Origin of the sequence: Lactobacillus sp. wkB10 (assembly GCF_000760615.1) — a bacterium.
GTDB lineage: Bacteria > Bacillota > Bacilli > Lactobacillales > Lactobacillaceae > Lactobacillus > Lactobacillus huangpiensis.
On record NZ_JRJB01000009.1, the window covers coordinates 22,303 to 48,070 of the forward strand.

27 protein-coding genes are annotated in these 25,768 nt (G+C 33.5%); 26 read left to right on the top strand and 1 reads right to left on the bottom strand.

The features are described from left to right. Nucleotides 1–66: 66 nt before the first annotated feature. From LACWKB10_RS07180 to lacB, 5 genes are all read left to right on the top strand, one after another. Nucleotides 67–495 (top strand): PTS sugar transporter subunit IIA, encoded by a 429-nt coding sequence (locus LACWKB10_RS07180; protein ID WP_052060330.1) that lies wholly within the window; start codon nucleotides 67–69, stop codon nucleotides 493–495. 362 nt (nucleotides 496–857) lie between these two features. Beyond that, nucleotides 858–1,787, top strand: a complete 930-nt coding sequence (locus LACWKB10_RS07190) for a phosphate/phosphite/phosphonate ABC transporter substrate-binding protein (RefSeq protein ID WP_034980581.1) — start codon at nucleotides 858–860, stop codon at nucleotides 1,785–1,787. Between the two features lie 293 nt (nucleotides 1,788–2,080). Next, nucleotides 2,081–2,836, top strand: coding sequence for a DeoR/GlpR family DNA-binding transcription regulator (locus LACWKB10_RS07195; RefSeq protein WP_034980583.1), 756 nt, complete (start codon nucleotides 2,081–2,083; stop codon nucleotides 2,834–2,836). Between the two features lie 24 nt (nucleotides 2,837–2,860). Beyond that, nucleotides 2,861–3,289, top strand: coding sequence for a galactose-6-phosphate isomerase subunit LacA (gene lacA, locus LACWKB10_RS07200; protein ID WP_034980585.1), 429 nt, complete (start codon nucleotides 2,861–2,863; stop codon nucleotides 3,287–3,289). A gap of 13 nt (nucleotides 3,290–3,302) precedes the next feature. Continuing rightward, the gene (gene lacB / locus LACWKB10_RS07205) at nucleotides 3,303–3,878 is read left to right on the top strand and encodes a galactose-6-phosphate isomerase subunit LacB (protein ID WP_034980588.1); all 576 of its coding nucleotides are present in this window, start codon (nucleotides 3,303–3,305) and stop codon (nucleotides 3,876–3,878) included. Between the two features lie 314 nt (nucleotides 3,879–4,192). Here lacB and LACWKB10_RS07210 read toward each other — a convergent pair whose 3' ends face one another. Further along, nucleotides 4,193–4,849, bottom strand: a complete 657-nt coding sequence (locus tag LACWKB10_RS07210) for a bifunctional 2-keto-4-hydroxyglutarate aldolase/2-keto-3-deoxy-6-phosphogluconate aldolase (RefSeq protein ID WP_034980591.1) — start codon at nucleotides 4,847–4,849, stop codon at nucleotides 4,193–4,195. 100 nt (nucleotides 4,850–4,949) lie between these two features. On the opposite strand from LACWKB10_RS07210, the gene LACWKB10_RS07215 reads away from it, so the two are divergent. The 21 genes from LACWKB10_RS07215 to LACWKB10_RS07310 all read left to right on the top strand — a co-directional run bounded on the left by LACWKB10_RS07215 (nucleotide 4,950) and on the right by LACWKB10_RS07310 (nucleotide 25,767). Beyond that, nucleotides 4,950–5,702: an IclR family transcriptional regulator gene (locus LACWKB10_RS07215; RefSeq protein ID WP_034980594.1), complete on the top strand. Its 753-nt coding sequence runs from the start codon at nucleotides 4,950–4,952 to the stop codon at nucleotides 5,700–5,702. A 92-nt stretch (nucleotides 5,703–5,794) separates the two neighbouring features. After that, nucleotides 5,795–6,973 (top strand): glycoside hydrolase family 88 protein, encoded by a 1,179-nt coding sequence (locus tag LACWKB10_RS07220; protein WP_034980597.1) that lies wholly within the window; start codon nucleotides 5,795–5,797, stop codon nucleotides 6,971–6,973. A gap of 15 nt (nucleotides 6,974–6,988) precedes the next feature. Next, complete coding sequence (locus LACWKB10_RS07225) at nucleotides 6,989–7,498, top strand: PTS sugar transporter subunit IIB (protein WP_034980599.1); 510 nt, start codon at nucleotides 6,989–6,991, stop codon at nucleotides 7,496–7,498. Nucleotides 7,499–7,500: 2 nt separating this feature from the next. Continuing rightward, nucleotides 7,501–8,283 carry a PTS sugar transporter subunit IIC gene (locus LACWKB10_RS07230; RefSeq protein ID WP_034980601.1) on the top strand — a complete coding sequence of 261 codons (783 nt, stop codon included), beginning with the start codon at nucleotides 7,501–7,503 and terminating at the stop codon, nucleotides 8,281–8,283. Then, entirely contained in the window at nucleotides 8,273–9,088 is an 816-nt protein-coding gene (locus tag LACWKB10_RS07235) for a PTS system mannose/fructose/sorbose family transporter subunit IID (RefSeq protein WP_034980604.1), read from the top strand. The genes LACWKB10_RS07230 and LACWKB10_RS07235 overlap by 11 nt, the downstream gene beginning before the upstream one ends. An 11-nt stretch (nucleotides 9,089–9,099) precedes the next feature. After that, nucleotides 9,100–9,528, top strand: a complete 429-nt coding sequence (locus LACWKB10_RS07240; RefSeq protein ID WP_052060331.1) for a PTS sugar transporter subunit IIA — start codon at nucleotides 9,100–9,102, stop codon at nucleotides 9,526–9,528. A gap of 33 nt (nucleotides 9,529–9,561) precedes the next feature. Continuing rightward, nucleotides 9,562–9,819, top strand: coding sequence for a preprotein translocase subunit YajC (gene yajC / locus LACWKB10_RS10035; protein ID WP_232347694.1), 258 nt, complete (start codon nucleotides 9,562–9,564; stop codon nucleotides 9,817–9,819). Further along, a complete protein-coding gene (locus LACWKB10_RS07245; RefSeq protein ID WP_034980606.1) occupies nucleotides 9,806–11,710 on the top strand; it encodes a heparinase II/III family protein in 1,905 nt (634 codons plus the stop codon). The genes yajC and LACWKB10_RS07245 overlap by 14 nt, the downstream gene beginning before the upstream one ends. Before the next feature lie 17 nt (nucleotides 11,711–11,727). Continuing rightward, nucleotides 11,728–13,305: a hypothetical protein gene (locus LACWKB10_RS07250; protein ID WP_034980609.1), complete on the top strand. Its 1,578-nt coding sequence runs from the start codon at nucleotides 11,728–11,730 to the stop codon at nucleotides 13,303–13,305. A 27-nt stretch (nucleotides 13,306–13,332) separates the two neighbouring features. After that, entirely contained in the window at nucleotides 13,333–14,166 is an 834-nt protein-coding gene (kduI, locus tag LACWKB10_RS07255; RefSeq protein ID WP_034980765.1) for a 5-dehydro-4-deoxy-D-glucuronate isomerase, read from the top strand. A 12-nt stretch (nucleotides 14,167–14,178) separates the two neighbouring features. Next, nucleotides 14,179–14,994: a 2-dehydro-3-deoxy-D-gluconate 5-dehydrogenase KduD gene (gene kduD, locus LACWKB10_RS07260; RefSeq protein WP_034980612.1), complete on the top strand. Its 816-nt coding sequence runs from the start codon at nucleotides 14,179–14,181 to the stop codon at nucleotides 14,992–14,994. Nucleotides 14,995–15,041: 47 nt separating this feature from the next. After that, nucleotides 15,042–16,022 carry a sugar kinase gene (locus LACWKB10_RS07265; RefSeq protein ID WP_034980615.1) on the top strand — a complete coding sequence of 327 codons (981 nt, stop codon included), beginning with the start codon at nucleotides 15,042–15,044 and terminating at the stop codon, nucleotides 16,020–16,022. Beyond that, complete coding sequence (locus LACWKB10_RS07270; RefSeq protein WP_034980618.1) at nucleotides 16,006–16,803, top strand: hypothetical protein; 798 nt, start codon at nucleotides 16,006–16,008, stop codon at nucleotides 16,801–16,803. Before LACWKB10_RS07265 ends, LACWKB10_RS07270 begins: the two co-directional genes overlap by 17 nt. 143 nt (nucleotides 16,804–16,946) lie before the next feature. Next, a complete protein-coding gene (locus LACWKB10_RS07275; protein ID WP_034980621.1) occupies nucleotides 16,947–17,435 on the top strand; it encodes a PTS sugar transporter subunit IIA in 489 nt (162 codons plus the stop codon). Between the two features lie 11 nt (nucleotides 17,436–17,446). Then, nucleotides 17,447–17,761, top strand: coding sequence for a PTS fructose transporter subunit IIB (locus tag LACWKB10_RS07280; protein WP_034980623.1), 315 nt, complete (start codon nucleotides 17,447–17,449; stop codon nucleotides 17,759–17,761). Nucleotides 17,762–17,781: 20 nt separating this feature from the next. Further along, the gene (locus LACWKB10_RS07285; RefSeq protein WP_034980626.1) at nucleotides 17,782–19,200 is read left to right on the top strand and encodes a PTS transporter subunit IIC; all 1,419 of its coding nucleotides are present in this window, start codon (nucleotides 17,782–17,784) and stop codon (nucleotides 19,198–19,200) included. A 24-nt stretch (nucleotides 19,201–19,224) separates the two neighbouring features. Next, nucleotides 19,225–19,470, top strand: a complete 246-nt coding sequence (locus LACWKB10_RS07290; RefSeq protein ID WP_034980768.1) for a hypothetical protein — start codon at nucleotides 19,225–19,227, stop codon at nucleotides 19,468–19,470. Nucleotides 19,471–19,567: 97 nt separating this feature from the next. After that, nucleotides 19,568–22,975, top strand: a complete 3,408-nt coding sequence (locus tag LACWKB10_RS07295; RefSeq protein ID WP_052060332.1) for a beta-galactosidase — start codon at nucleotides 19,568–19,570, stop codon at nucleotides 22,973–22,975. A gap of 232 nt (nucleotides 22,976–23,207) precedes the next feature. Continuing rightward, nucleotides 23,208–23,924: a GntR family transcriptional regulator gene (locus LACWKB10_RS07300; RefSeq protein WP_034980629.1), complete on the top strand. Its 717-nt coding sequence runs from the start codon at nucleotides 23,208–23,210 to the stop codon at nucleotides 23,922–23,924. Between the two features lie 24 nt (nucleotides 23,925–23,948). Further along, nucleotides 23,949–25,115, top strand: a complete 1,167-nt coding sequence (locus LACWKB10_RS07305; protein WP_034980632.1) for an SIS domain-containing protein — start codon at nucleotides 23,949–23,951, stop codon at nucleotides 25,113–25,115. A gap of 163 nt (nucleotides 25,116–25,278) precedes the next feature. Then, nucleotides 25,279–25,767 carry a PTS sugar transporter subunit IIB gene (locus LACWKB10_RS07310; protein ID WP_034980634.1) on the top strand — a complete coding sequence of 163 codons (489 nt, stop codon included), beginning with the start codon at nucleotides 25,279–25,281 and terminating at the stop codon, nucleotides 25,765–25,767. Nucleotide 25,768: the final 1 nt, after the last annotated feature.

The following is a 25,768-nucleotide window of genomic DNA, read 5'->3' on the forward strand; positions in this document are numbered from 1 at the left end:
TTATAGCAATTTTTGATGTTAATTTTTTAAAATTTTTGTAACTGATCAGAGTAAAAAGGAGATAAAATGATAAAATTTGTGATTGCAACACATGGATATTTTGCAAAAGGATTAAAAATGTCAACTGAATTTATTATGGGAAAGCAAAAAAACCTATATGCAATATGTGCGTATACTTCGGAATGCAAAGATTTTCCTGGGATGGTAGAAAAGATTCTTAATAACAGTCAGGAAGATGAAATAATTTTTGGAACTGACATTGCAGGAGGTAGTGTAAATAATGAATTACAAAAGATTGTTGCCTCAGATGATAGACTACATTTGATAGCTGGCATAAATTTGCCTTTTATACTTGAATTTTTAACTACAAATGAAAGTGATTTATCTAAAAGAATAAATGAAAGTATAACAGCTTCGAGAAAAAGTATAATAAATTTCGATGAATTTATTAATAAGCCGTCAACAAATGATGGAGATGGCTTTGACAGCTTCTAAAAAATTTTTATCAAATGTGAATAATGTAACTGACCTTGAACAAATTTTTGCTTATTAAATTTTGAGAAAAGCGCTTTCTGATTTTGAATGAATAAAAGAACAATTTTTGATGATGAAATTACTGTAATAACTCTCAATATTGTGCTATTATTTTCTTAGACTAAGAAAGAGAGGCAGATTTCTCCATATGCATGTGTTAACTCAAAATTATGAGCGACTAGTTATGGGGAAAGTGCGGCTTTCTTATCTAAACAATAAGTTGTTGCTGTTTTTTAATATGATCATGAACAGACCTGGTATTATCACCTTATGTGAAATGCCGGGTCTTTTTGATTGCAATATTTCCAGTTTAGGAGGAAATCATGCCAAAATTTAAAAAGTTTTTAGTAGGCGCTATTGCAGTTTTGGGTACTGCTTTTCTTGCTGGGTGCTCTAACACAACTAAAAAGCAGGCTGATAGCGGAACGCCAAAGTCTCTCAATGTGCAGTTCGTACCTAGCGTTTCTGCCAACACGCTTGAAACTAAGGCCAAGCCATTAGAAAAAATGCTGTCAAAACGGCTGGGTATTCCAGTTCACGTTTCAGTTTCAACAAGTGGTAATGCATTGGTAGAAGCAATGAAATCTAAAAAAGTCGATGTCGGTTTTTTGCCAGGTGATGACTACGTGCAAGCACATAAACAGCATGCAGCTGATGTTTTATTACAGTCAGAGCGGTTTGGGTTGACTAGACCAGATGGCAACTGGACTAAAAAATTAGTTCATACTTTCCATTCTGAAATCTTAGTCAGAAAAGATTCTGGTATTAAGAGCTGGAAGGATCTTAAAGGTAAGAAAATTTCCATTCAAAGCCCAACCTCAACGTCTGGTTATATTTTTCCAGTAGCTGAATTAAAGGAAAAAGGACTAGATGTCCCTCGTAGCTGTAAACTAGTTACTACAACTGGACACGATCAAGCAGTTTTAAACGTTTTAAATAAAGATACAGATGCAGCTTTTGTCTTTGAAGATGCCCGTAATAACGTTATTAAGGACAACCCTAAGATTAAGTCCCAAGTAGTACCAATTTATTACACAACTGAAATTCCTAATGATACTATTTCTGTCATTCCAAGTTTGTCTAAATCATTCCGGGAAAAGTTAGCCAATGCATTTATTGCAATTGGTAAATCTAAAGAAGGTAAAAAAGTTATAGAGCAGGTTTATTCTCATGAAGGATATGTCAAAGCCAAAGATAGTGACTATGACACTGTTCGCAAATATGAAAAAATTGCTGAATCAGTAAAAAAGTAATTTAACTAATAAATAATTACTGAAAAGTGCATCTTTTGCTTTTTGATCAGGAAAAGATGCATTTTTTATGGTTAAAATATAGAATTAACATAGTTAAAAATAATTTTTATACTAATTTGTAATTATTGCTTTAGTAAAAAGGCAAAGATTGTTTTAATGATTTTAAATAAAAAGCAACTTTTTAGTTTTAAAAACCACCGAACAATTTCAAACATTGACAAACAAAAGAGAACAACTATAATAAAAAATGAACTAAGTTAGTTGCTTAATCTAGTTTAAGAAGTAGGGTACTAATGTTAAAAAGTGAAAGACTGAAAACTATTTTACAAGTAGTAAAAACCCAGAAATTTGTCACAGTTGATGAATTAGCACAGGCTTTAAAAGTTTCTGACATGACAATTAGACGAGACCTCAATGAATTGCATAAAGCAAATAAAATTTTGCGTATTCATGGTGGTGCACAATTATTGTCTGATCAAATCAGGACTGAAAAAAGTTATCAGCAAAAACGTGAAATTCATAGTAAAGAGAAATATGAAGTAGCAAAAAGGGCTTGTAATTTGATTCATGAAAATGATTCAATCTACGTTGGTCCTGGAACAACTTTAGAATTACTGGTTGCTAATTTAAAAGTTAAGCATCTAAGGATTGTTACTAATTCATTGCCTGTATTTGAAGCTGCCAAAAATAATATGAATGATTACGATTTAATTATGGTTGGAGGCTCATACCGAAGAATTAGTGGTGCTTTTGTAGGTGCTTTGGCCAATAATGAACTGAAAACTATGTCATTTTCTGTGGGTTTTGTTGGTGTCAATGGCATTAAAGATACTTCCTTGACAACTGCTAACTTAGAGGAGGGTCAAACCGAAGGTATTGGATTAGATCATTCACAAATTAAATTTGTGGCTGCAGATTATACTAAATTGGATCATAGTGATTTTCATCAATTTTATGATTTGCGTAATGTGGATGGTTTAATTACTAATCGGGGAATTGAGCCCGAGTTGGAAAAGCATTACAGTCAATTTACGACTATTTATAAATAGTTTTGTTTGAGAGGAGATTTGACTATGAAGGTTGTCATTGGTAGTGACAAAGCGGGTTTTGCTTTAAAGGAAAAAGTAAAAAAATACTTGGAAGCACATCATTATGATGTTTTAGATGTTACTCCGGAACCCGCTGATGATTTTGTTGAATCTAGTTTAAAGGTAACACATGAAGTATTAGATAATGGCATTAAAAAAGCTATTATGTTTGACGAATACGGAGTTGGCTCAGCAATGGCGTCAAACAAGGTTAAAGGCATGGTTACTGCAAATGTCAATGAAGAAAGAACCGCACATATGACTGCTATGCACAATGGCGCAAAGGCTATTGCTTTAGGTAGTGGTATTGTAGGTGAAAAATTGGCTTATTCCATCGTACAGCATTATTTGGATACTGAATATGCTGGTGGTCGCCATCAAGTTCGCTTGAATATGCTTGAAGAAATGATTTAAGGGGGGCTTAGTAATGTTAGATAATGATAGACCACAGCCAGAATTTGTTGATCCAAAGATTGATAAGCATTTAGTTATTGCTTTAGGAAATGATCATATTGTTACGTCCGTTAAAATGGCCATTTCGGATCATTTAAAAGATGAAGGATACCAAGTCATTGATGAAGGTACTCATGATAATACCAGAACCCACTATCCAATATTTGGTAAACGTGTAGCTGAGGATGTTGCCGATGGTCGCGCGGATTTGGGCATTGTTCTTTGTGGTACCGGTATTGGTATTTCAACTGCTGCAGATAAGAATGAGGGAGTTCGTGCAGCTATGGTTGGTGATGTTGCTCAAGCTGAATATGCTCGACGTGAATTGAATGCCAATGTTTTAGGCTTTGGTGGCATAGTTTTAGGACGTGACTTTATTTTTGACATTGTAGACTCATTCTTAAATGCCAAATATGAGTCTACTCCCGAAAGACAAAATCTAATTGCCAAAATAGACGGTATTGCCAAACCAAATCCTGACCAAAAGGATAACGTACACTTCTTTGATGAAGAAAATAAGAAGTGGGCTGAAGGCGTATACCACGACTAATATATAAAATAAAAATATAGAATTATAATTTTAATCGCACATTAAAGCCATGATTGTAAAATCATGGCTTTTTTAATATCTCAAAAATAACAAATTATTATAAATATTACTTTGAGTGATCGTGTCTTAATAAAAATTTTATTTAAAAAGGCTAATAAGATTAAGTTTTTGATAACATGATCTTATTAGCCTTTGTCTTTGTAACAAATAATTTAATGTTGCAAATTACAATTTAGAAAAGTAAGTCAGAAATATAATAGTTAATAATTTCATTGTTACTGACTAGTTTAAATATTAATGTTCTTAAAAATGATTTATAATTTAACTGGGTTATTGGATTTTAATTTAGAAACATACTTTTGGGCATTTTCTTTAACTAGATCAAAATCGCCATCTTTACCTGGCCCCACGAGATTACTGCCTATCCCTACTGCTGCAACACCTGCTTCTACCCAATCTGAAATATTATTCATATCAACGCCTCCAGTAGGCATTAAGTTGGCATTAGGAATTGGGCCTAAAATACTTTTGACAAATTCAGTACCTAGCACATTACCAGGAAATACTTTGACAATATCTGATCCATAGGACAAGGCAGTGGTTATTTCTGTTGTGGTCATGCATCCAGGAATATATGGTCTTTGGTATAAATTGGAAATTAAGGCAATTTTTTTGTTGAAATTTGGACCAACAATAAAATCAGCACCAGCTAAAATAGCGAGGCGTGTTGAAACTTCATCCAAGATTGTGCCAGCACCTATTATGATATCATTATGGCTCTGGTATTTTTCTTTTAATTTTTTGATTACACTATCAGCCGAGGGAACGGTATAGGTGAGTTCGATTGTTTTGATGCCGCCAGCAATACATGCGATGGCATCATTATAAGCCTCTTCAGCGGAAGCTCCTCTAACAACCGCAACTAAGAAATTTTGATTAATTAATTTTAAAATATCTATTTTTTTATCCATTTTGTCTTCTCGTTTCCAAATAATAAATTATAATTACAAATGATAAATTCAATTTGAGTATAACGCTTACAGTTTTTTTAATCAAGAAAGGAAATAAATTATGGCAGATAAACTTTATGGCACTGTCCTTTTAAAAGCAAAAAGAATAATGGACGTGCTTTCTGCATCAGAAAATAGTTTAACTTTGGAACAAATATCCAGCGCAGCGGCTATACCCAAGCCAACAACATTTAAAATATTGAATACTTTGGACTACATAAATTTTGTGAGAAAAGATAAATCTGAAAAAAAGTATTCGTTAGGTACGAATTTAATTGGATATGGGAGTAGAGCAATGAGCAGCTTTGATATAGTCTCTATTGCTGAACCATATTTGACTGAATTAAATAAAGTAACAAGTGAGACAGTAAATTTGGGAGTTGAAGAACATGATCAAATAGTTTTACTTAAAAAAATTGATAGTCCACAACCGGTTAACTTAAATTCTAAAGTTGGTGGAACTCTCGAACTCTATTCTTCTTCAATGGGTAAAGCAATTTTGGCAACGAAAACGGAAATAGAATTAGACCAGTACTTCTCTAGTGTTGAATTAAGACCTTGTACTCCTAATACGATCACTAGTATTGCTGAATTAAAAAAACAAATTGCTGCAGTTCAAGATGAAGGCTATGCTATTGATAATCAAGAAAATCAGGCGGGGGTTGTTTGTGTCGGAGCCGCAATTCAGAAATATGGTAAAGTCTTTGGAGCGATAAGTGTAAGTACGCCGAAGTATCGTTTAGATGAATTGTTACTTAGTGATTTAAAAAAGCTTGTAAAATCAACAGTTGATCAAATTAATCAAATAATTTAAAAAAAGTACTTGTAAAATCGCTTACATTGTATTATATTTTATTTGCTTGAATAAATAAGAAATTAAATTTCTTATATGGAAAGGAAAAGACGATGTATGAAGACTTAACCAGAAAAAATGATAATGCTATTTTTGAAATTTTTTTAACTAAAAAAGAAATCGAAAAAGCAATAGACCAGGCATTAAAGCAAATTAAATTGAACATTGAATTTTTTGATGATCTTTTTCCTGCACCAGCCGCTACTAAAGGGGTGTACAAGAGAATTAGTAATACTGAATGGACTAATGGCTTTTGGACAGGAATTTTATGGTTAGCTTATCAGCATACTAAAGAACCGGGTTATAAAAAAATTGCAGAAAAAAATGTTACTTCTTTTGCAGACAGAATTAATAAAAAAGTTGCTGTCAATCACCATGATTTAGGTTTTTTATACTCAACTTCAGTAGTTAGTGAGTACAAAATTACTGGAAATAAAAAAGCAAAGGAAATTGCCTTAAAAGCTGCTGACTGTTTATTATCGAGATTTCAGCCCAACGGCAGATTTATTCAAGCTTGGGGCGATTTAGAAGATGATAAAGAATACAGACTAATCATTGATTCATTAATGAACATTCCTTTACTTTATTGGGCAGAACAAGTTACCCAGAATTCTAAGTATGGTGAAGTTGCTGATCAGCATTATCGAAATGTTATTAATACCGTTATTAGAGACAATGGTTCTACATATCACACATACTTTTTTGACAGAAAAAGTGGTAAGCCACTAAAGGGTATGACTAAACAAGGTTATAGCAATGACTCAAGTTGGGCTAGAGGTCAGGCTTGGGCTGTATATGGTATTCCTCTTCATTACAAATATCGTCATAATCATAAAGATTTTAAGATCTTTACTGGCGTAACTAATTATTTTTTGAATAGATTACCAGCTGATTTTATTCCATATTGGGATTTGATTTTCAATGATGGTGATAATCAACCTAAAGATTCCTCTTCGGGTGCTATCGCAATTTGTGGAATTGCTGAAATGCTAAAAAATTTACCTGAATCCTTTAGTTATAAGCAAAAATATGTGATATTGCTGCACAAAATGATGAGATCTTTGATTGATAATTATGCAAATAAAGATCTGAAACCGGGCGCACCATTATTGGATCATGGTGTGTACTCTTGGCATTCAGGTAAAGGAGTTGATGAAGGAAATATTTGGGGAGATTACTTTTATTTTGAAGCACTTATGAGATTTTATGAAGATTGGAAAGTATTTTGGTAGAAAAAGGCGAATTAAATGACAAATCCTAATATTGTTGCCGTTCGTTTGGATGAGAGATTAATTCATGGTCAAGGTAGATTATGGATTTCTAATTTAGGGGTCAATTTGGTCATAGTTGCTAATGATGAGGTTGCAAAGAGTTCAATTCAGCAAACTTTAATGAAGTCACTATTACCAGACTCGATTGGAGTTAGATTTTTTACAATTGCGGAAACTATCGACAAGATTTTTAAAGCAGCCCCTCAACAATCAATTTTTATAATTGTTAAAACTGCTGCTGATACGTTAAAGCTAATAGAAGGAGGCGTACCAATTAAGAAATTAAATGTAGGAAATATCCATTTTAAAGATGGTAAAACTAAAATCACAAATTATATCTCGGTAGACCATCAAGATATGGCAGCCCTTAAAACAATGCGCGATAAATATCATATTGATTTTAATACTCGTGTTACTCCTATTGGAAACGAAGTTGGGTCAGATTTTAATTTGAATAAATACGTAGATGAATGGAAAGGAGAATAATTATGAACTTTACTGTTTGGCAAGCAATACTCGTAGGTTTATGGGCCGCATTTTGTTTTGCAGGACAAGTTTGGGGTACATATACTAACAGGGCTTTATTTATTTCTTTTGGTGTTGGTCTTATTTTAGGTGACTTAAAAACTGCGGTTATTTTTGGAGCCACGGCTGAATTAGCCTTTATGGGTTTTGGCGTGGGACCCGGAGGCTCAACACCACCTAACCCACTTGGACCAGGTATTGTTGGTTCAATTTTAGCAATATCTATGCACAAGTTATCGCCTAGTGCAGCTTTAACTTTATCGTATCCATTCGCTATGTTGGTACCATTTATTATCACTTTGATATTTACTATTAATTCAGGTTCTATGGCTTCTGCCAAAAAAGCTGTTAGCGAAGGAAAGTATCACAAATTCAATATTATGTCTAATTTAACTTTGTGGGAATTTATGTTATTTGCGTTCTTGTTTGGTCTCACAGCAACATTAAGTACCTCAGCTTTAAGAGCATTTGTAATGATGATTCCGCAGTGGCTAATGAATGGCTTAACCGTTGTAGGTGGATTACTTCCCGCTGTCGGTTTTGCACTTATTATGAGTACCATGCTTAAAAAAGAATACATTCCTGCAATTATTTTTGGATATATTTGTGTTGCTTACCTCAAGATGCCAGTTATTGGACTTGCGTTTGTAGGTGTAGCATTAGCATTTAACAATTATTACAATCGTAAGAAGTCTGGAAATAATAATCAGAAACAAAGCAATGGAGGTGTAGAAAATGGCATCTAGAAAACCAGTTCTAACAAAAAAAGATTATGCCATCTCTGTTTTAAGATCATATTATTTACAAAATGTTCAAAATTATGGAAATATGCAAGGAACAGGTGTTTTAAAGTCAATTTGGCCAGAATTACATAAGATTTATCAAGATGATGAGCAAGAATTCAAGCGAGTAGCTATTTCCAACTTGGAATTTTATAATACCAATCCACAGCCTTATCCCTTTGTTACTAGCATAATGCTGGCTATGTATGATAGCGGTCAAAGCGAAAATGATGTTCAAGCTATTAAGATGGCATTGATGGGACCTTTAGCTGGTATCGGTGATGCACTATCACAGTTTGCTTTAGCTCCACTGTTTTCTACTATTTTTGCTTCACTTGCTTTACAAGGTATCATTTATGCACCATTAATGTTCTTCGCCTGTTTATTTGGAATTACATTTGGTGTTAGATGCTTAATGGGCTATTTAGGTTGGAAAGTCGGTACAAGTATCATTGATACTTTGAGTGACAAAATGGCTGTCATTGCTGATATTGCCAGTACAATTGGTTTAACTGTTATAGCAGGATTATCTGTTTCATTCGTAAAAGTGAATCTGGGACTTAAATATTCCGCTGTAATTAAAGGAAAGACGCAATTAGTCACAGTTCAGGCATTTTTAGATAAAATTATGCCGTATTTATTGCCAGTGTTGTTAATTTACTTTGTTTATTGGCTGATTACTAAGAAAAAGTGGACGGTTTATAAGATTATTCTTTTACTATTAGTCTTGGGAATAGCACTTTCTGCTATGGGCATATTAGTTCCTTGAGGTAAATAATTATGAAATATGATGTATGTATCATAGGACATGGTAATTTTCCTTCTGGAATAAGGTCAGCTGTTAAATTAATTGCTGGAACTTGTGACAGAATCACATGTTTTAATTTGAACGAAGAAACAACCCATGAACAATTTGAGAAAGATATTGATCAATATCTTAAAGCACATGATAATGTGATATTTTTTGCTGATATGATTGGGGGAGCTCCATATCAAATCGTCGCTAAAAAGATTTTGTTGCAAAACGATAAAAATAAGTGTGTCGTTGCTGGAGTTTCATTAAATTTAGTCTTAGATATATATCTTAAAAATATGTCTGATCAGCTAACTACTCAAAACATTGATGAAGTAATTATGCATGTAATTACTGAATCAAAATCTTTAATGAAAGAAATTACTTGTCGAAAAGATTTAGAAAAAGAGTGCTAAAAAGTGTCGTGGATTAACATTTTAATAACCATCATGGTAATTATATTGATAATTCTTTATTTTGTAGTTATTCCCATTGCCAGAAAAAAGAGCAACGAAAGGAAAAAAACAGAAATGGATAACTTTTTTTCTTCGTTACAGAATGGTGAAAAAGTAATGCTGCTTAGTGGCGTTGTAGGAACCATTAAAAGCATAACTAAAGACTATATTAATTTAAAAGTTACAGATAATGCCGTAATCAAAGTCAATAAGCATGGTATAGCTTCGAAAGTCAAAAATGAATCTGAATAATATGGAAGAAAAACGAAAAATCAATTTAAAGAGCTTGGTTCATGAAGGCAGAATTTCATATGCAAAAGACTATTTGCAAAACGCAAAATTAGTCTTGAACAATCAATTTCGATTTCAACATGCTTATGATATGGAGCCGAGCCCCGAAATTTATCAGTTAAATAGTTGGTTAAAGTCACCTAATGGTGATCCTGAATGGCTTTATGTTTTAAAACGTCAAGAATACTTACAGGATCTTTTATATTCTTATCTTCAAACAAATGAAGTTAAATATTTATTTGAAATAAAAACTTTAATTTTTGAATGGCTAAAAAATAATGATATGCAAGACTCAATACGGTATAAAACTTGGCGAACAATTGATACAGGAATAAGGTTATTGAATTGGTCAAAACCTCTCAGTTATTTAATTAGCAAGGAAATTATTAATTCAGAAGAAATCACTCAAATTAATGACTCAGTAAAACGTCAAGCTAAGTATTTAAGAGATAATTACATTGAAAAGTATGATTTAAGTAATTGGGGCGTATTAATAACTACAGGAATACTAACTTTTTCTGCTGAACATCCTGATATAATAAGCAGTCAAATTGCGGATTGGGCTTTAAAGAAATTAATTCAAGAGTTAAAACTGCAAATTGATGAAACAGGTCTGCAATGGGAACAGTCACCACTTTATTTTATTGAAGTGTTTAGAAGTTCGTTATCTGTTGTGGCCAGTTTTAAAGCTAATGGCGAGCCTGTCCCGCAAGATATTATAGTTGTTTTGAAAAGAATGCTTCAAGTATGTGATTACTTGGTTAAACCAAATGGCCAGCTTTTACAGCAAGGTGACACAGATTCAATTAAAATTGACGACTTAATTGCCACAGCAAAATACCTTTTAGATGGTCAATATTATCCAGATGTTTATTATGATTTTTTATTAATTTCTCTTGCAGATAATGCAGAAGTAGATTTTGCTTCACAAGATTTAACTACTAAAAAATATTATGATTCAGTTATTTCAGGGAACTTTTTCTTTAAGGATACGAGTAAAAAAGATTATTGGCATATATATAATGGCAATTTAGGAAGTGGTCATGGTCATGCAGCTTCCGGTCATATAGATCTGGTCATTAATAATGAAGACATTTTTCTTGATCCTGGAAGATACACATATGTTAATTCACATGAGCGGAGAAATTTGAAGTCGGGCTATTCACATAATGTTGTTCTGGTAGATAATTCTTTTCCTACTGTTCCTTTAAATTCTTGGAAGTTTAGCACAGTGGTCTCAAATCAAAGGAACGAAGTACAGCATTTTAAGAAATTTGACAGTGTTAAATGTTCGTATATTGATAAAAAGGCAAAATACATTGTAACGAGATATTATATCTGGATTAAGGCTCATGAAATAATGGTTGTTGTAGATGTTGTGGAAAATACTGGTAAACATCTACAGAGTGATAACTGGATTTTTAGCCCTATGTGCAAAATGAAAGAAATAACCCGAAGCCAAATTAAAATTAGCACTGAGAAAAATGAATATTATTTATTTCATTCGCTAAAAAAGGTTGAATTTGAAAAGCAAATCATTTCAGATAGGTACAATCAATTACAGGACACTTTTAAACTAATTATTTCGGATAAATTTGAAAACAACAATGTTTCCTACACAGTAATTGGCAAAAAAGATGTGATTGAAAATGTTGAGCATGTTAATTCAGTAAGAAATGGTAAAGTTGATACCAGCGATATTCACAATTACGGTTTAGTCATTTCTTTAAAAGGGAAAAAGAAGATAACTGTTGACATTCAGCATCAAAATACTATTAAAGGAAATAAATTATATTTTATAAATAATTTGCCTTTTTACGGCAACATAGGCGTTAAAGAAGGGTTCCAATAAGGAAGAGGTGAATTAAAATGAAAAAGAAACAAACCCTTTCTTTTATAATAACTATAGTTTTAGCTGCTTTTGGCATAGCTTTTACCCAAACAGATGTTAAGGCGGCTACATATTATGTTGATCCTAAGGGAGCAGACTCAAACAACGGGTTGAGTAAAAATCACGCTTGGAAAACTCTGGATAAAGTAAATTCTGTTAAATTTTTACCTGGCGATAAAATTTTATTTAAGAGTGGAGCTACATGGAATGGTCAACTTCATCCTCAAGGAAACGGTAATGAAAATCAACCAATTGCAATCAGCAAATATGGTGGAAAAATAAAGCCTCTTATTAATGGTAATGGTACAGCTAATTATGTTAGAAATTCTGGGACTGTAATGTTAATTAATCAACATGATTGGATTATTAAAAATCTGGAAGTTACAAATTATAGTACCACGGTTCATTCACAAAGATCGGGAATCTTAGTTATCAATAATACCAATGCACCTGAAAAGAATATTACAATTACTCGTAATTTTGTTCATGATGTTAATTCTGATACACAAGTGGATCACGCTTGGAAAGTAACAGGTGGAATCATACTGATTGGAATAAATGAAGATCTTAATGGCAAAATCAACAAAAGCAAAAACTTCGGATTTCAGAATGTTTCGGTAACAGATAATCAAGTCAAGAATGTGGCTACCGCTGGAATTAGGAATAAAACAACGATGCTTTATTCTAATGGTTCGGAAAGTTATCCCAAGTTAAATAAAAATATTAATTATGAAAATAACACTGTCGACGATGTGTTTGGTGATGGAATGATTATCTCTGAAGTCGCAAGTGAAGGTACAGTCAAAAACAATGTTGTTAACAAGTTCTGTAATGCAAATACTAATTATAACTATGCTGGATTATGGGTAATGTCTTCAGACAACGTTGTAGTTGAAGGAAATGAAGTTGCCAACGGCATGTATGGTAGTAACGATGGCACAGCTTTTGATATTGACTTAAATTGCAAAAACGTTATTGTTCAGCACAATTATTCTCATGATAATGCTCGCGGCACAGTGTTATTTATGAATTATTCTAGAAATGGAGTATTCAGATATAATGTCAGCATTAACGATGGGTGGGACAATAATAAGTTAATTTCTTACTTACCGGATGTTGATACAGAAAAGGTTGACATTTATAACAACTTGTTTATTACCAATCCCAACACAGCTGAAATTTTTAAGACAAGTTCTCAAAATAGAGCTCTGAAATTCGTAAATAATGTCATTGTGTCTAAATCAGGAACAATAAAAGCTTTTAATGATGATAATATGACTGGTGATATAGATATTTCTAATAATGCTACTTACGGTTTTAATGACAGATGGTTTGTTAATAGTCAAAATATTAAGTTAAAAAATCCGGAATTTGTAGCACAATTACTAGCTGATATTCAAAATAGCAATCCAGGAATAAAAAATATCAACATCGCTGAATTATTGCAAATGAAAGAGTTACAAAATTCTGGTACAAGAATAGCAAATAATTTAACAGACTTTTATGGGAATCCTGTTTCTGTAACGCCTTCAATTGGGCCCTTAGAATTAAAGTAATATAAGAAAGGTTTTTATTTTATGAAAATGAATATTAATTATGGTCATAATCCTGAAGATATAAAAAATTATTCAACTTCAGATTTAAGAGATCAATTTTTAGTTGAAAAAGTATTCGAACCAGGAAAAATAAATTTGACTTATACATACAATGATCGAATGATTCTTGGTGGAGTAATGCCCACCAATAAGCCCCTAGAAATAGTTTTAAATAAGGATTTAGGAGTAGAATATTTCCTTCAAAGACGGGAATTAGGAATTATTAATTTAGGAGGCGATGGAGCTTTAGAAATTGACGGTAAGAAAGAACAAATGACCAAGCATGATGGCTTTTATATTGGTAAAGGAAATAAGCATGTAGTATTCACTTCTACAAATGTTAAAGATCCCGCAAAGTACTATGTTGTATCAACACCAGCACAGAAAACATATCCTAATAAAAAGTTGTTATTTAAAGATGCTCTCAAGAAGTGCTTGGGGGATCAAGAGCACATGAATAAACGGACTATTTATAAATACATTGATGCTAGTCAGATGGATACCTGTCAATTACAGATGGGATATACCGTTTTAGATAGTGGTTCAGGGTGGAATACGATGCCTGCACATACTCATGCTAGACGTATGGAAGCTTACCTCTATTGTGAGTTTGCTTCTTCAGATACTCGTGTGTTTCACATTTTAGGTAAACCAAATGAAACCAAAGAAATAGTTATCAGGAATGAACAAGCTGTAATCAATCCCAGTTGGTCGATACATTGTGGAGTAGGCACAACAAACTATGCTTTTATTTGGGCTATGGCCGGTGAAAATCAAACTTATGACGATATGGATACAATTCCAATGGAAGATTTAAATTAAAAGAGGATAAAAATGGAACAATCAAAAGAAGAAATCAAGAATAATGAAAAAGCACTAGACAAGTTTAAAATGAGTTATTTTGATTTGTCAGGTAAGGTAGCTATTATTACTGGCGGTAATACTGGTTTAGGACAAGGATATGCAATTGCTTTGGCAGAAGCCGGAGCAGATATATTTATTCCTACTTTTGGCACACTTGAATGGGATAATACTCGCGCAATGATTGAAAAGCGTGGACGGAAAGTAGAATTTATGGATGTTGATTTGACTAAGCCAGGTGTTCCCCAACAAGTTATAGAAAAAGCACTGGAAACTTTTGGTCATATTGATATCTTAATTAACAATGCTGGCATGATCAGACGTAACCCATTGCTTGAATCAAAAGATGAAGATTGGGATAAAGTTATTAATATTAATTTGAATGCAGTTTACCATATGTCCATGGCAGCAGCTAAAGTAATGGCCAAACAAAAGTCAGGTAAAATCATAAATATCGGTTCTATGTTATCGTTCCAAGGTGGTAAATTTATTCCCTCATACACAGCTTCAAAGCATGGTGTTGCAGGACTCACCAAATCTTTTGCCAGTGAACTAGGTGCTTATAATATTCAAGTTAATGCTATTGCACCGGGTTATATTAAAACAGCTAACACTGCTCCGATTCGTGCTGACAAAGATCGTAACCAAGAAATTCTTGATCGAATTCCAGCCGGTCATTGGGCAGAGCCATCAGAATTAATGGGAGTAGCAGTTTTCTTAGCTAGTGCTGCTTCAAACTATGTTAACGGTATTATTTTACCAGTTGATGGAGGTTATTTAGTAAGATAGGATGATAGGGAGCGGCTCAAATGCCGCTTTTTTATTGGTGAAAAATAATGGAGTCTATAAAGAATAAAGTCTTAACGGTTGGTGAACCAATGATTGTATTTAGTTCAAGAGATTTGGATCAATCATTGGTTGATTCTGAACATTTTACAACATTTCCTTCTGGGGCAGAGCTAAATGTAGCTGTTGGTTTAGAAAAGTTGGGTATAAAAACAACATATTTATCAAATGTAGGTGATGATCTTTTAGGTAAAAAAATTGTCAATTTTCTGCAAAAACAAAAGATAGATATTAGATATTTACGACAAGATAATGAATGGCCAACGGGGTTTTACTTTAAAGAATTGGTATCAAAAGGGGATCCTCAAATTGCATATTGTCGCAAAAATTCAGCTGCTTCTCACTTGTGCTGCTCAGATTTAGCGAATATTAATTTGGCTGACTATCAGGCAGTGCATGTGACAGGTATTTTAGCTGCACTGTCAACTAATGCTTTAGATTTAACTAAAAAAATTTTAACAGAAGCAGAAGACAAAAAAATTCTTAGTTTTTTTGATCCTAATATTCGCCTGTCTCTATGGAAAGACCAAACTACAATGATTCAAATACTAAACGATTTGTCATTTCAAGCTAACGTAGTTTTGCCAGGAATTAATGAAGGAAAAATTTTGGCTGGTACATCTGATCCAGAAGAAATTGCGGATTTTTATCTCAGTAAAAGTAAAAATACAAACTTGGTTGTGGTTAAGCTAGGTGCTAAAGGTGCTTATTACGAGACAAGAAGTGGCAACAGAGAATACATTGACGGTTATCATACAAGCAAAATTATTGACACAGTTGGTGCAGGTGATGGCTTTGCGGTGGGTCTAATTTCAGGATTGATTTCTGGTTTGAAAATAAGTCAATCAGTAAAGAGAGCCTGTGCAATTGGCTCTTTAGCAATTCAGTCACAAGGTGATAATGATGGCTATCCAAACGTAAAGCAACTAGAAAGGTTTATGAGGGAAAAAAGTAATGAGAATAAAGATTAGCTTAAAAGATGTGAATTCGAATGTCTTATTAGAACGAACTCAGAATGATATAGTAACACTTGCTTTTAAAAAAAGGTATCAATTAGGAGATTATTATGAAATTGAACTGGAAAGCCCTTCTTCGTATTTAGTCGTTCAGCTCGATCCTGTTTTGAATCCTACTCTGGTTTTTATACCAAATAAGTGTTGGAGATATAATATACCATTTAATTTTCAACGTTATCCTTCCATGCCAGACTTTTCTTTCGGTGGTATTGCACATTATGCATGCGTAAGAAAAGCAACAAAAGAAGAAATATCAAGAGAACAAAACTTAGCTTTTAATTCACATGATCAACTTCAAAATAATGGTGCATTTCCTCATGTTACTGCTAATGCTGAAACCAGAAATGAAGACGCTTTCTTAGCAAAAAATGTTATAGATGGTTATTTGGCAAATGATGGACATGGTCGTTTTCCTTTTCAGTCTTGGGGAATAGATCAAAGAGATGATGCTGAACTAAAACTGGATTTTGGTCGTAATGTATTAGTCACAAAGATTGGCTTACTTTTGCGTGCGGACTTTCCCCATGACAATTATTGGACCAAAGCAGATATAGAATTTTCTGATAAAACAAAAATCACAGTTAATTTAAAAAAGACAGATAAAATTCAGTACTTTACTGTTACAGAGAAAAAAATAAATTATCTCAAAATTACTCATTTACGCAAAGCAACAAATGGTGATAATACTTTTCCTTCTTTAAGTCAATTAATAGTTTGGGGCTCAAATAGACCTTGATTTTAATATATACGAAGTAATTTTTTGAAAAAGCGTTTGCATTTTTCTTTGCCATTAAATATAATAGCAATAGACAAGCGAACAAAAGTTAACATAATCAAACAAAATCGAAAACTTGTCTATTGCTAAGGAGGGCCTAATTTGTGAATGAAAATAACTTGTTTTCTGCGAATGCAGTATTTGTAAGTGATGCATCAGATCCAACCACTATTTTTAAGGACGTTTCAGATAAGTTGCTTGCTCTTAATTTGGTCAACGATGGCTTTTTCAATGGGATTAACCAGCGCGAACAACAGTATCCGACAGGAATAGATACTTCGCCAATTGCAGAAGAATTGCCAAATATTGCTGTACCGCATACTGAAGGTGAGTTTGTTAATACTTGTTTGATAGTTCCTGTTGCTTTAAAAGCACCGGTACCCTTTAAAAATATGATTGCACCTGATCAAAGTTTACCGGTAAAGTTTCTGTTTATGATCTTGAATAATAATCCAGAAGGACAAGCAAACATTTTAGCACAAATTATGGATTTTCTTAGACTCACACCAGTTTCAAAGTTACAAACATTATTTAACCTTACCAAAACTGATAAGATTTATCAGTTCTTAAGTAAGAATTTTAGTCAACAGTAGGAGGGCTTTTTATGAGCAGAGAAGTAAAATTTATAGCTGCGTGTGGTGCTGGGGTCAATTCATCACACCAGATAAAGGATGCAGTTGAAGAAGAAATGAGAAAGCGTGGTTATAACGTTAAAGTTGATGCCTATATGATTAAAGATGTCAATGAAGATCTTTTATCACATTATGATGGCTATTTAACAATTGCCAAAACTGATCTTTCCTTTAAACCAAAAATTCCGTTAATTGATGCAGGAGCAATTTTGTATCGTATACCAGCTATGGCTAAACCAGTTTATGACAATGTAGAAAAAGTTGTTAAAGAAATTAATGCTGAATAGGATTTCAAGAGGAAATAAAAATGAATGGGATAATTAGTTTCGCTAACTCACTTTTTAAACCTTTAATTGATATGGGTGCAGCTACAATAATGTTAATTGTTCTAACATTAATTGCAGTGCTCTTTCGTGTCAAGTTCACTAAGGCCTTAGAAGGTGGCTTGAAATTAGCTATTGCTATTACAGCGATAGGTAATGTTATGAATATGTTGACTACAGCATTTCAAAAACCAATGTTGCAATTCGTTAAGCACACTGGTATCCACATGGATATGCAAGATATGGGTTGGGCACCACTTGCTACTATAACTTGGGGTTCACCATATACCTTGTTTTATCTGTTAGTTTTAATTATTTTGAATGTTGTTCTGTTGGTACTAAACAAGACAAACACTCTTGACGTAGATATCTTTGATGTTTGGCATCTGGCATTTGATGGCTTATTCTGTGTTTATGTTGGTGCTCCTCTTTGGCTGTCAACCTTATTGGTACTTTTCATTGGTACTATGAAAATCATTAACTCTGACTTAATGAAACCTACATTTAATGATTTGTTAGATGCCCCTGAAGGTAACCCAATGACTACTACTCATATGAACTATATGATGAATCCAATCATCATGGTGTTTAACAAGTTCTTTGACAAATGTCTGCCTTGGCTAGATAAATTTGACTTTGACTCTACTAAATTGAACGAAAAAATCGGTTTCTGGGGCAGTAGATTTGCTATTGGTGTTTACCTTGGTGTGTTCGTTTCCTTGCTAGCAGGTAATAACTTTGCAACTGAACAGGGATGGAAAGATATGTTCACACTATCATTTATTGGTGGTTCATGTATTGAATTATTCTCTGTAATTGGTTCGTGGTTCATCGCGTCCGTTGAGCCATTGTCTCAAGGTATTGCTGATTTTGCGACTAAGAAATTTTCTGGCCGTACCTTTAATATTGGACTTGACTGGCCATTCTTAGCTGGTCGTTCCGAAATTTGGGCAGCCGCTAATGTATTGGCTCCAATTATGATGCTTGAAGCAATGGTCTTGCCTGGTAACAGGTTAATGCCTTTAGGCGGAATCATCGCTATGGGTGTTACTCCAGCTTTGCTAGTTGTTACTCGTGGTAAAATTATTCGGATGATTATCATTGGGACAATTGAATTACCTATCTTCCTTTGGGCTGGTACTATGGTTGGTCCTTTTGTTACCAACATGGCCCACTCTGTAGGTGCTGCTATTCCTGCACATACCTTGGTTTCAGACACTACTATGGAAGGTCCAGTTGAAAAATTCTTGGCTTACTTAGTCGGAAATGCTTGGAAACAACAAGGAATGTTTATTGTTTATGCCTTAATCGCTTTGGCAGTTTACCTTCTTTTATTCATCTGGTATGCAAAACAAATGAAGAAGAGAAATGCAGAATATGCTGCAGCAAAAAAGGCTAAATAATCATTGGAATGTATTGGCTTAAGGGTGATCAAATTGAAGAAAACAAAAGTATCAGATAAAGAAAAGGCTAGAAGGAATCGTATCCTTTTTTGGTCAATTGTTGTAATTGTAATTAACTTGCTACAGATTTTATTTAAGAATTGGATAACAAGTCTAATTGCCATGGTTGGTACAATCTATGCCTTATATCGTATTGTTGTTTTTGATAATCCTAAAAATCGCCTTAGTCAAAAATACTATGATTGGAAAGGCAATAAGCTAAGTAAATAGATAACTTTAAATGCCATTAGGAAATTTTGTCCTAACGGCATTATTATTTCATAAGATTGCAAATATTATGTTTTTTAATGAATTCAGGAGTTAAGAAATGAAAAAGGCAAAAAAGCTTATTAATCTTATAGCAGCTTCAGTGACACTGTTTCTAGTGAGTGTTTCAACAAAGAATACTATTTTGGCTGCAGAAAACGATTTGCCCGAAATGGGTCAAAAGGCAAATGTTACTTTTGATAAGTATTCACTGATGATTAATGGAGTAAGGACTCCAATATACTCAGGAGAATTTGAATATTGGCGTTTGCCAAGTCAATCTCTATGGCTTGATGTCCTGGAAAAAATGAAATCAGAAGGGTTCAATGCAGTAACAATTTACTTTAATTGGGGTTTTCATTCACCAAAACAGGGTGTATATGATTTTTCCGGAATTCGAAATGTTGATAAGCTATTAAAAATGGCACAAGATGTTGGACTATATGTTATAGCTCGTCCAGGACCTTATATTAATGCTGAAACAGACGCAGGAGGCTTTCCCGGGTGGCTGCTAACACAAAAAGGAAGAGCCAGATCTTCAGATGCTGACTATACCCAAAGCTATAATGAATGGCTAGATCATATAGATCCCATTATTGCTAAACATCAAATTACTAATGGTGGCAATGTTATATTGTATCAAATTGAAAATGAATATACTGGTTGGAAACGTGATTCACAGTATATGGAAGACTTGAAAAATAAAGTCAAAAAAGATGGCATAACCGTTCCAACATTTCATAATGACAAAAGTGGACCGCAGGGTACATGGGCTAGTGGTAAAGGAGCACCAGATATGTATGCTTTTGATCGGTATCCGGGTTTAGGTAATGTTGGAGCACTACCAAATACCTTTGAGGATCCACATACTAAAGGCTGGGGAATTAAATCACCAATCTTTTTAGCTGAATTAGGAAATGGCTGGTTTGATCCCTGGGCAGGAAAAGGTTACAGTTATTGGCGTGAACAACGTGGCACGGCTGCAGAAAATATTATTAATAAGCATATTATAGGTGAAGGTGGTACCATAATAAGTTCCTATATGACTTATGGGGGGACATCTTGGGGCTACTTGCCTTTCCCTGGCGGTTATACTTCATATGATTATGGCGCGGCAATTAATGAATATCGGCAGTTAGATGATAAAACAGCTCAACAAAAGAAAATTGGATTAATGCTACAAAGTGTTAAACCAATTGCAAAAACTGATCTGGTTTCTGAAAATACATCTTCAGACAATACATTTTATTTGATCCAAAGAGAAAATCCAGATACAAAAACAAAATTTTATTTTGTCCGGCATAATAAAACCAATTCTAACAATGATGATACTTATAATTTGCCAATAAAAACAGGAGAAATTGATACTACAGAGCCAATAAGAATAAATGGACAAAATTCTAAAGTTATAATTGCCAATTATAACTTTGGTAAACAGCATTTAGTATATTCTACTAATGAAATTTTTACTAACTTTTCTAATGGTAGTGATGATGTGGCTGTAGTATATAGTGGCAATGGTGATCAAAATAAAACAGTACTTAAATATGATTCAGAGCCAGATGTGAAAGTTAAGACAGGAAAAGTAGATGTAAAATGGGATGATAATAATAAAACTTTAAGTTTATCTAATCAATTTGATGGTCTCGCAAATGTTCAAATAACCAGCAATGAAAAATCTTTACGTTTGATCATGGGATCTTATGATCAAATGAATAACTTATGGGAGAAAAAAACTGATCAAGGAACTGTTTTAATTGATGGACCTTATTTAGTTAGAACTGCCAAATCGGAAAATAAAACGTTGAATTTGAGTGGTGATAGTTCAAAAGCGGTTGAAATGAAAGTTTTTTGTCCTAAAGATATCAATGAAATAACTTGGAATGGCCAACCACTTAATACGAAAAGTAGTTCTGAATGGGAAGTTGGATCCATTCCTGGAATCGATCAAGATAAAGTTGTTTTACCAGAACTGAATAATTGGCGATATCATGATGCGACTTTCGAAGCTGATCCTAAATTTGACGACTCAAATTGGCAGACTGCTAACAAAGACAGTTCTAATAGTATAACTAATTTTACAGGTAAACATGTTTTATTTGCAGATGATTATGGCTTTCACCATGGTAATGTCTGGTATCGGGGTCACTTTAATTCAGATGGCAAAGAAAAGACTATTAAATTAAATGCAATTACGGGCAATTATGGTGCATACTCAGTTTGGCTTAATGGTCATTTTATGGGTAGCTGTGAAATGGAAAAAGACGAAAGTAAGCAAAAAGATTTTACGATTGACTCTTCATGGCTTGAAAAGGGCAAAGACAATATAATTTCTGTTTTAGTTGCAAATATGGGTCACGATGAAGACGGCAATAATAAGGATACTCAAAAAACTGCTAGAGGCCTTATAGATGCCAGCGTAGAAAGAGAAGGGGAAAATGGAGCTGACGTTACATGGAAACTTCAAGGCAATATAAATGGAGAAGATATAACTGATACAGTTAGAGGATCTTACAACCTTGGCGGACTTTATGGTGAACGTCATGGCTGGTATTTACCCGGGTTTGATTCTTCATCTTGGAAGAAAATAACTTTACCTGATCAGGTATCGTCGCCTGGAGTTGCTTGGTATAATACAGATTTTGATCTAGATATTCCCCAAAATTATGACGTACCTATTTCTTTAAAAATAAGTGATGATACTTTTGGCCCTAACGGGGCAAAATATCGAGCATATATATATATTAACGGCTGGCTTTACGGCCAATATATTAATAATGCTGGACCACAACAAGAATTTTATTTGCCTTCAGGTTTATTAAATGAACAAGGGCATAATAAAATTTCAATTGCAGTTTGGAGTCTTGATGCTCAAAGTGCAAAATTAGGTAAAGTAAGTCTTGAGGCAAAGGGGGCTTATAATACACCACATACTGTAAATGTTGAAAAGTCACCTACATATCAAGAGCTTTTCAAGCATTACGAAAATTCTGATCATAAAACAAGTAACGAAAATATTATTAGTTTACCACCGAGTGACAGTAAGGATAACAGTAATCAGTCTGCAACTGACAAAACTGTGGTAGAAAATAAGAAGCATGCAGTAAAAAAGAAAGTTATGCATAATGCATATGTGTATGATAAAAATGGTAAAAAAACCAAGGTAAAGATGATTCGCTCTGGCAAAGTAATTTTGACTTATGGGAAAATTTCCATTAAAGGTAGGAAATTTTATGTTATAAATAACAATAAGTATATTGCCGCGGGTAATATTGATGGTAGTAAAAAAGTTCTTATTCATAATGCGTATATTTATAATGAGCAAGGTAAACGAAGAAATAAAAAAGTTTTAAAAAAGAATCGTAAAATTTTGACTTTTGGCTCTCCTCGTCAGATAAGAAATAAAAAATATTATATTATTGGGATTAACAAGTATATTAAGATGAGCAATTTTGTCAAAAGGAAATAAGTTCATTAAATAATGATTCTTAAGGAGTAGCCTTTGAATAAGAAAAAAGCATTGGAATATTTTCCAATGCTTTTTATGTTCCATTAATTGCTAATATTGTTGACTAGTGTATATAAATTCAATTTTAATCAAAAAAATTAAGTTGAATTTTCTAAAAAATCAAATTGCAATGAAACGCTTTCTTTGATAAACTTTAAGTGGTATCAACCAGTTTAATAAGGAGGGGGAATTAATGGGAAAACCACTTTATCGGCAAGTTATTTTAGACTTGGAAAAACAAATAAAAGATATGAAGCCAAATGCTAAATTACCAAGTGAGAGGCAATTACTAGTTAAATATGGTGTTAGTCGTAATACTATTAGATTGGCGTTGCAAGATCTTGAAGAAAGGGGATTAATATATCGCCTTCATGGTAAAGGTACTTTTGTTTCAAGTACTTTTCTTAATCAACCTAATATTGGTGGGATGTATTCTTTCTCAGAAGAATTAAAGCGGGCAGGACAAAAAGCGTCAACCAAAAATCAAAGTTTAGAACTGATAATTCCAAATAATAATATTGCAGCACAATTAAATCTAACTTCAAATGAAAAAGCATATAAGCTTGTTCGTTTGCGGCTTGCTGACAATGAGCCACGAATTTTTAGCACCTCTTATTTACCGGAGAAATTATTTTCCGAACTTAGTTTAAACGATTTAAATGCTAAACCACTTTATGATGTCATGAAAGAAAAATATGACCAAATTAGTGTAATGGCGTTTGAGGATGTTGAAGCTGTTTGTCTTAATCAAGAAGAAAGCAGAAATCTGGCGGAGAAGGTCGGCTCACCAAGTTTAAAGATTTTTCGCAAGACTATTAATGATAAAAATGTACCAATTGAGTTTACGATTTCTTTAGCCAGAGGCGATAAGTTTGTTTATCGTTCACGTCAATATAATGATTTATTTTAGATAATATAAGGAAGGTAAAAATAAATGTTTTCAAAAACAGATGCAGAATTAGAAAAATTGGGTGCAAAAATTACTACCCGTGAAATTGAGCAGCAACCTGAATTATGGCAGCAAACCTGGTCCATTTATCAGAATAACAAAACTAAAATCACTGATTTTTTGAAACCAATAAATCAAAAATGGGGTAAAGTCAGAGTGATTTTTACAGGCGCTGGAACTAGTGCATATGTAGGAAATACAATCATGCCATATTTACAAAAGAATGGCGATAGAAAAAAATACGATTTTGAAGCAATTGATACCACAAAAATTGTCTCTACTCCTGAAAATTATTTAGAAAAAGATACCCCGACAATTCTGGTTTCATTTGCACGTAGTGGCAATTCACCTGAATCCGTAGCTACTGTTGAATTGGCTAAAAAATTAGTCACGAATTTATATCAAATAGCAATTACTTGTGCTCCGGAAGGACATTTGGCGCAGGATCTAGAAGGAGATCCTACCGGCCTTGTCTTGTTGATGCCCGCAAAGTCTTTAGATCAAGGCTTTGCAATGACTGGTTCGTTTTCTTGCATGAGCCTGATGGCACTACTTGTGTTTGATACTTTGACTGACGAAAAGAAAGAGCATATTGTTAATCAAATTGCCCAAATGGGTAAAAGCGTCATTGACAGAGAGAATGAAATTCAATCTTTAGTTGACATTGACTTTAATCGAATTACTTATATAGGTAGTGGTAGCTTAGGCGGTTTGGCTGAAGAAACTCGACTTAAAATTTTGGAATTAACTGCAGGAGAAGTAGCGGCTTTATTTGATACATCAATGGGATTGCGCCATGGTCCTAAGTCATTCTTAGATAAAAAGACAATTGTTTTTGATTTTGTTTCTAATAATACCTATACCAGACAATACGATTTAGATATTTTGAATGAGATTAAAGATGATCAAATTGTACCGCTGGTGATGGCTGTCGGTCAGGAAAAGGAGGGTCAGGATTTCTCAGGAAAATCTTTCATGTTTGCTGAGAAAGAATTGTTGCCCGACGCGTACTTGGCATTACCTGACGTAATGTTTGGCCAAACAATTGCTCTTTTAACTTCTATTAAAGTTAATAATAAGCCTGATACGCCATCGCCAACTGGTACAGTCAATCGTGTAGTCAAAGGTGTTACAATTCACGAATTCAATTAATGTGCTTTTGTTATGGGTACTAAAGGTAAAAATATGTTTTTAATAATAACCGTTTTAAATATAAAAATACATGTTGACAAAAATTGGTTGGTACCTTATCATAAAGTGTGAAAGCGTTTTATGTAATATTTAGATTTCCTTGAAAGATATGGAGGAATAAAACATGAATATTGTGGGAGCAAGAGTTGATGAACGCTTGGTTCATGGGCAAGTGGCTAATTTATGGACACCCCAGTTGCAAGTAGAACGGATTATTGTTCTGGACGAAAAAGCAGCTAAAGATGATATTCAAAAGAGTGGTCTTAGAATGGCTACCCCAATGTCTACCAGATTGAGCGTTTTACCAACAGAAATTGCTGCAGATCATTTAAAGAAAAACCGTTACGGGAAACAAAGACTGTTTTTGGTAGCTAAAAAGCCTGATAAGTTTCTTGACTTGCTTAACATGGGTATTAAGCTTGATACAATTAATGTTGGTAATATGTCCAAACAAGATGACACTACTGAATTGACTAAGCAAGTTAATATCAATGAGCATGAAGCCGATGTTTTTAGAGAGATTTCTGGCAAAGGCGTTAACTTAATTGCCCAATTAAATCCTAGTGTTGAGTCACGGGATTTAATGAAATTGATTAATGAAAAGATGAAGTAGG

What these genes read in the sequence shown, in the direction of transcription:
- LACWKB10_RS07235 (WP_034980604.1), top strand. Translation starts at nt 8,273, where the DNA reads ATGGCATCTAGAAAACCAGTTCTAACAAAAAAAGATTATGCCATCTCT.
- LACWKB10_RS07180 (WP_052060330.1), top strand. Translation starts at nt 67, where the DNA reads ATGATAAAATTTGTGATTGCAACACATGGATATTTTGCAAAAGGATTA.
- lacA (WP_034980585.1), top strand. Translation starts at nt 2,861, where the DNA reads ATGAAGGTTGTCATTGGTAGTGACAAAGCGGGTTTTGCTTTAAAGGAA.
- LACWKB10_RS07265 (WP_034980615.1), top strand. Translation starts at nt 15,042, where the DNA reads ATGGAGTCTATAAAGAATAAAGTCTTAACGGTTGGTGAACCAATGATT.
- LACWKB10_RS07245 (WP_034980606.1), top strand. Translation starts at nt 9,806, where the DNA reads ATGAATCTGAATAATATGGAAGAAAAACGAAAAATCAATTTAAAGAGC.
- LACWKB10_RS07225 (WP_034980599.1), top strand. Translation starts at nt 6,989, where the DNA reads ATGACAAATCCTAATATTGTTGCCGTTCGTTTGGATGAGAGATTAATT.
- LACWKB10_RS07250 (WP_034980609.1), top strand. Translation starts at nt 11,728, where the DNA reads ATGAAAAAGAAACAAACCCTTTCTTTTATAATAACTATAGTTTTAGCT.
- LACWKB10_RS07310 (WP_034980634.1), top strand. Translation starts at nt 25,279, where the DNA reads ATGAATATTGTGGGAGCAAGAGTTGATGAACGCTTGGTTCATGGGCAA.
- LACWKB10_RS07210 (WP_034980591.1), bottom strand. Translation starts at nt 4,849, where the DNA reads ATGGATAAAAAAATAGATATTTTAAAATTAATTAATCAAAATTTCTTA.
- LACWKB10_RS07220 (WP_034980597.1), top strand. Translation starts at nt 5,795, where the DNA reads ATGTATGAAGACTTAACCAGAAAAAATGATAATGCTATTTTTGAAATT.
- LACWKB10_RS07295 (WP_052060332.1), top strand. Translation starts at nt 19,568, where the DNA reads ATGAAAAAGGCAAAAAAGCTTATTAATCTTATAGCAGCTTCAGTGACA.
- yajC (WP_232347694.1), top strand. Translation starts at nt 9,562, where the DNA reads ATGGTAATTATATTGATAATTCTTTATTTTGTAGTTATTCCCATTGCC.
- LACWKB10_RS07285 (WP_034980626.1), top strand. Translation starts at nt 17,782, where the DNA reads ATGAATGGGATAATTAGTTTCGCTAACTCACTTTTTAAACCTTTAATT.
- lacB (WP_034980588.1), top strand. Translation starts at nt 3,303, where the DNA reads ATGTTAGATAATGATAGACCACAGCCAGAATTTGTTGATCCAAAGATT.
- LACWKB10_RS07195 (WP_034980583.1), top strand. Translation starts at nt 2,081, where the DNA reads ATGTTAAAAAGTGAAAGACTGAAAACTATTTTACAAGTAGTAAAAACC.
- kduI (WP_034980765.1), top strand. Translation starts at nt 13,333, where the DNA reads ATGAATATTAATTATGGTCATAATCCTGAAGATATAAAAAATTATTCA.
- kduD (WP_034980612.1), top strand. Translation starts at nt 14,179, where the DNA reads ATGGAACAATCAAAAGAAGAAATCAAGAATAATGAAAAAGCACTAGAC.
- LACWKB10_RS07305 (WP_034980632.1), top strand. Translation starts at nt 23,949, where the DNA reads ATGTTTTCAAAAACAGATGCAGAATTAGAAAAATTGGGTGCAAAAATT.
- LACWKB10_RS07230 (WP_034980601.1), top strand. Translation starts at nt 7,501, where the DNA reads ATGAACTTTACTGTTTGGCAAGCAATACTCGTAGGTTTATGGGCCGCA.
- LACWKB10_RS07240 (WP_052060331.1), top strand. Translation starts at nt 9,100, where the DNA reads ATGAAATATGATGTATGTATCATAGGACATGGTAATTTTCCTTCTGGA.
- LACWKB10_RS07280 (WP_034980623.1), top strand. Translation starts at nt 17,447, where the DNA reads ATGAGCAGAGAAGTAAAATTTATAGCTGCGTGTGGTGCTGGGGTCAAT.
- LACWKB10_RS07270 (WP_034980618.1), top strand. Translation starts at nt 16,006, where the DNA reads ATGAGAATAAAGATTAGCTTAAAAGATGTGAATTCGAATGTCTTATTA.
- LACWKB10_RS07190 (WP_034980581.1), top strand. Translation starts at nt 858, where the DNA reads ATGCCAAAATTTAAAAAGTTTTTAGTAGGCGCTATTGCAGTTTTGGGT.
- LACWKB10_RS07300 (WP_034980629.1), top strand. Translation starts at nt 23,208, where the DNA reads ATGGGAAAACCACTTTATCGGCAAGTTATTTTAGACTTGGAAAAACAA.
- LACWKB10_RS07215 (WP_034980594.1), top strand. Translation starts at nt 4,950, where the DNA reads ATGGCAGATAAACTTTATGGCACTGTCCTTTTAAAAGCAAAAAGAATA.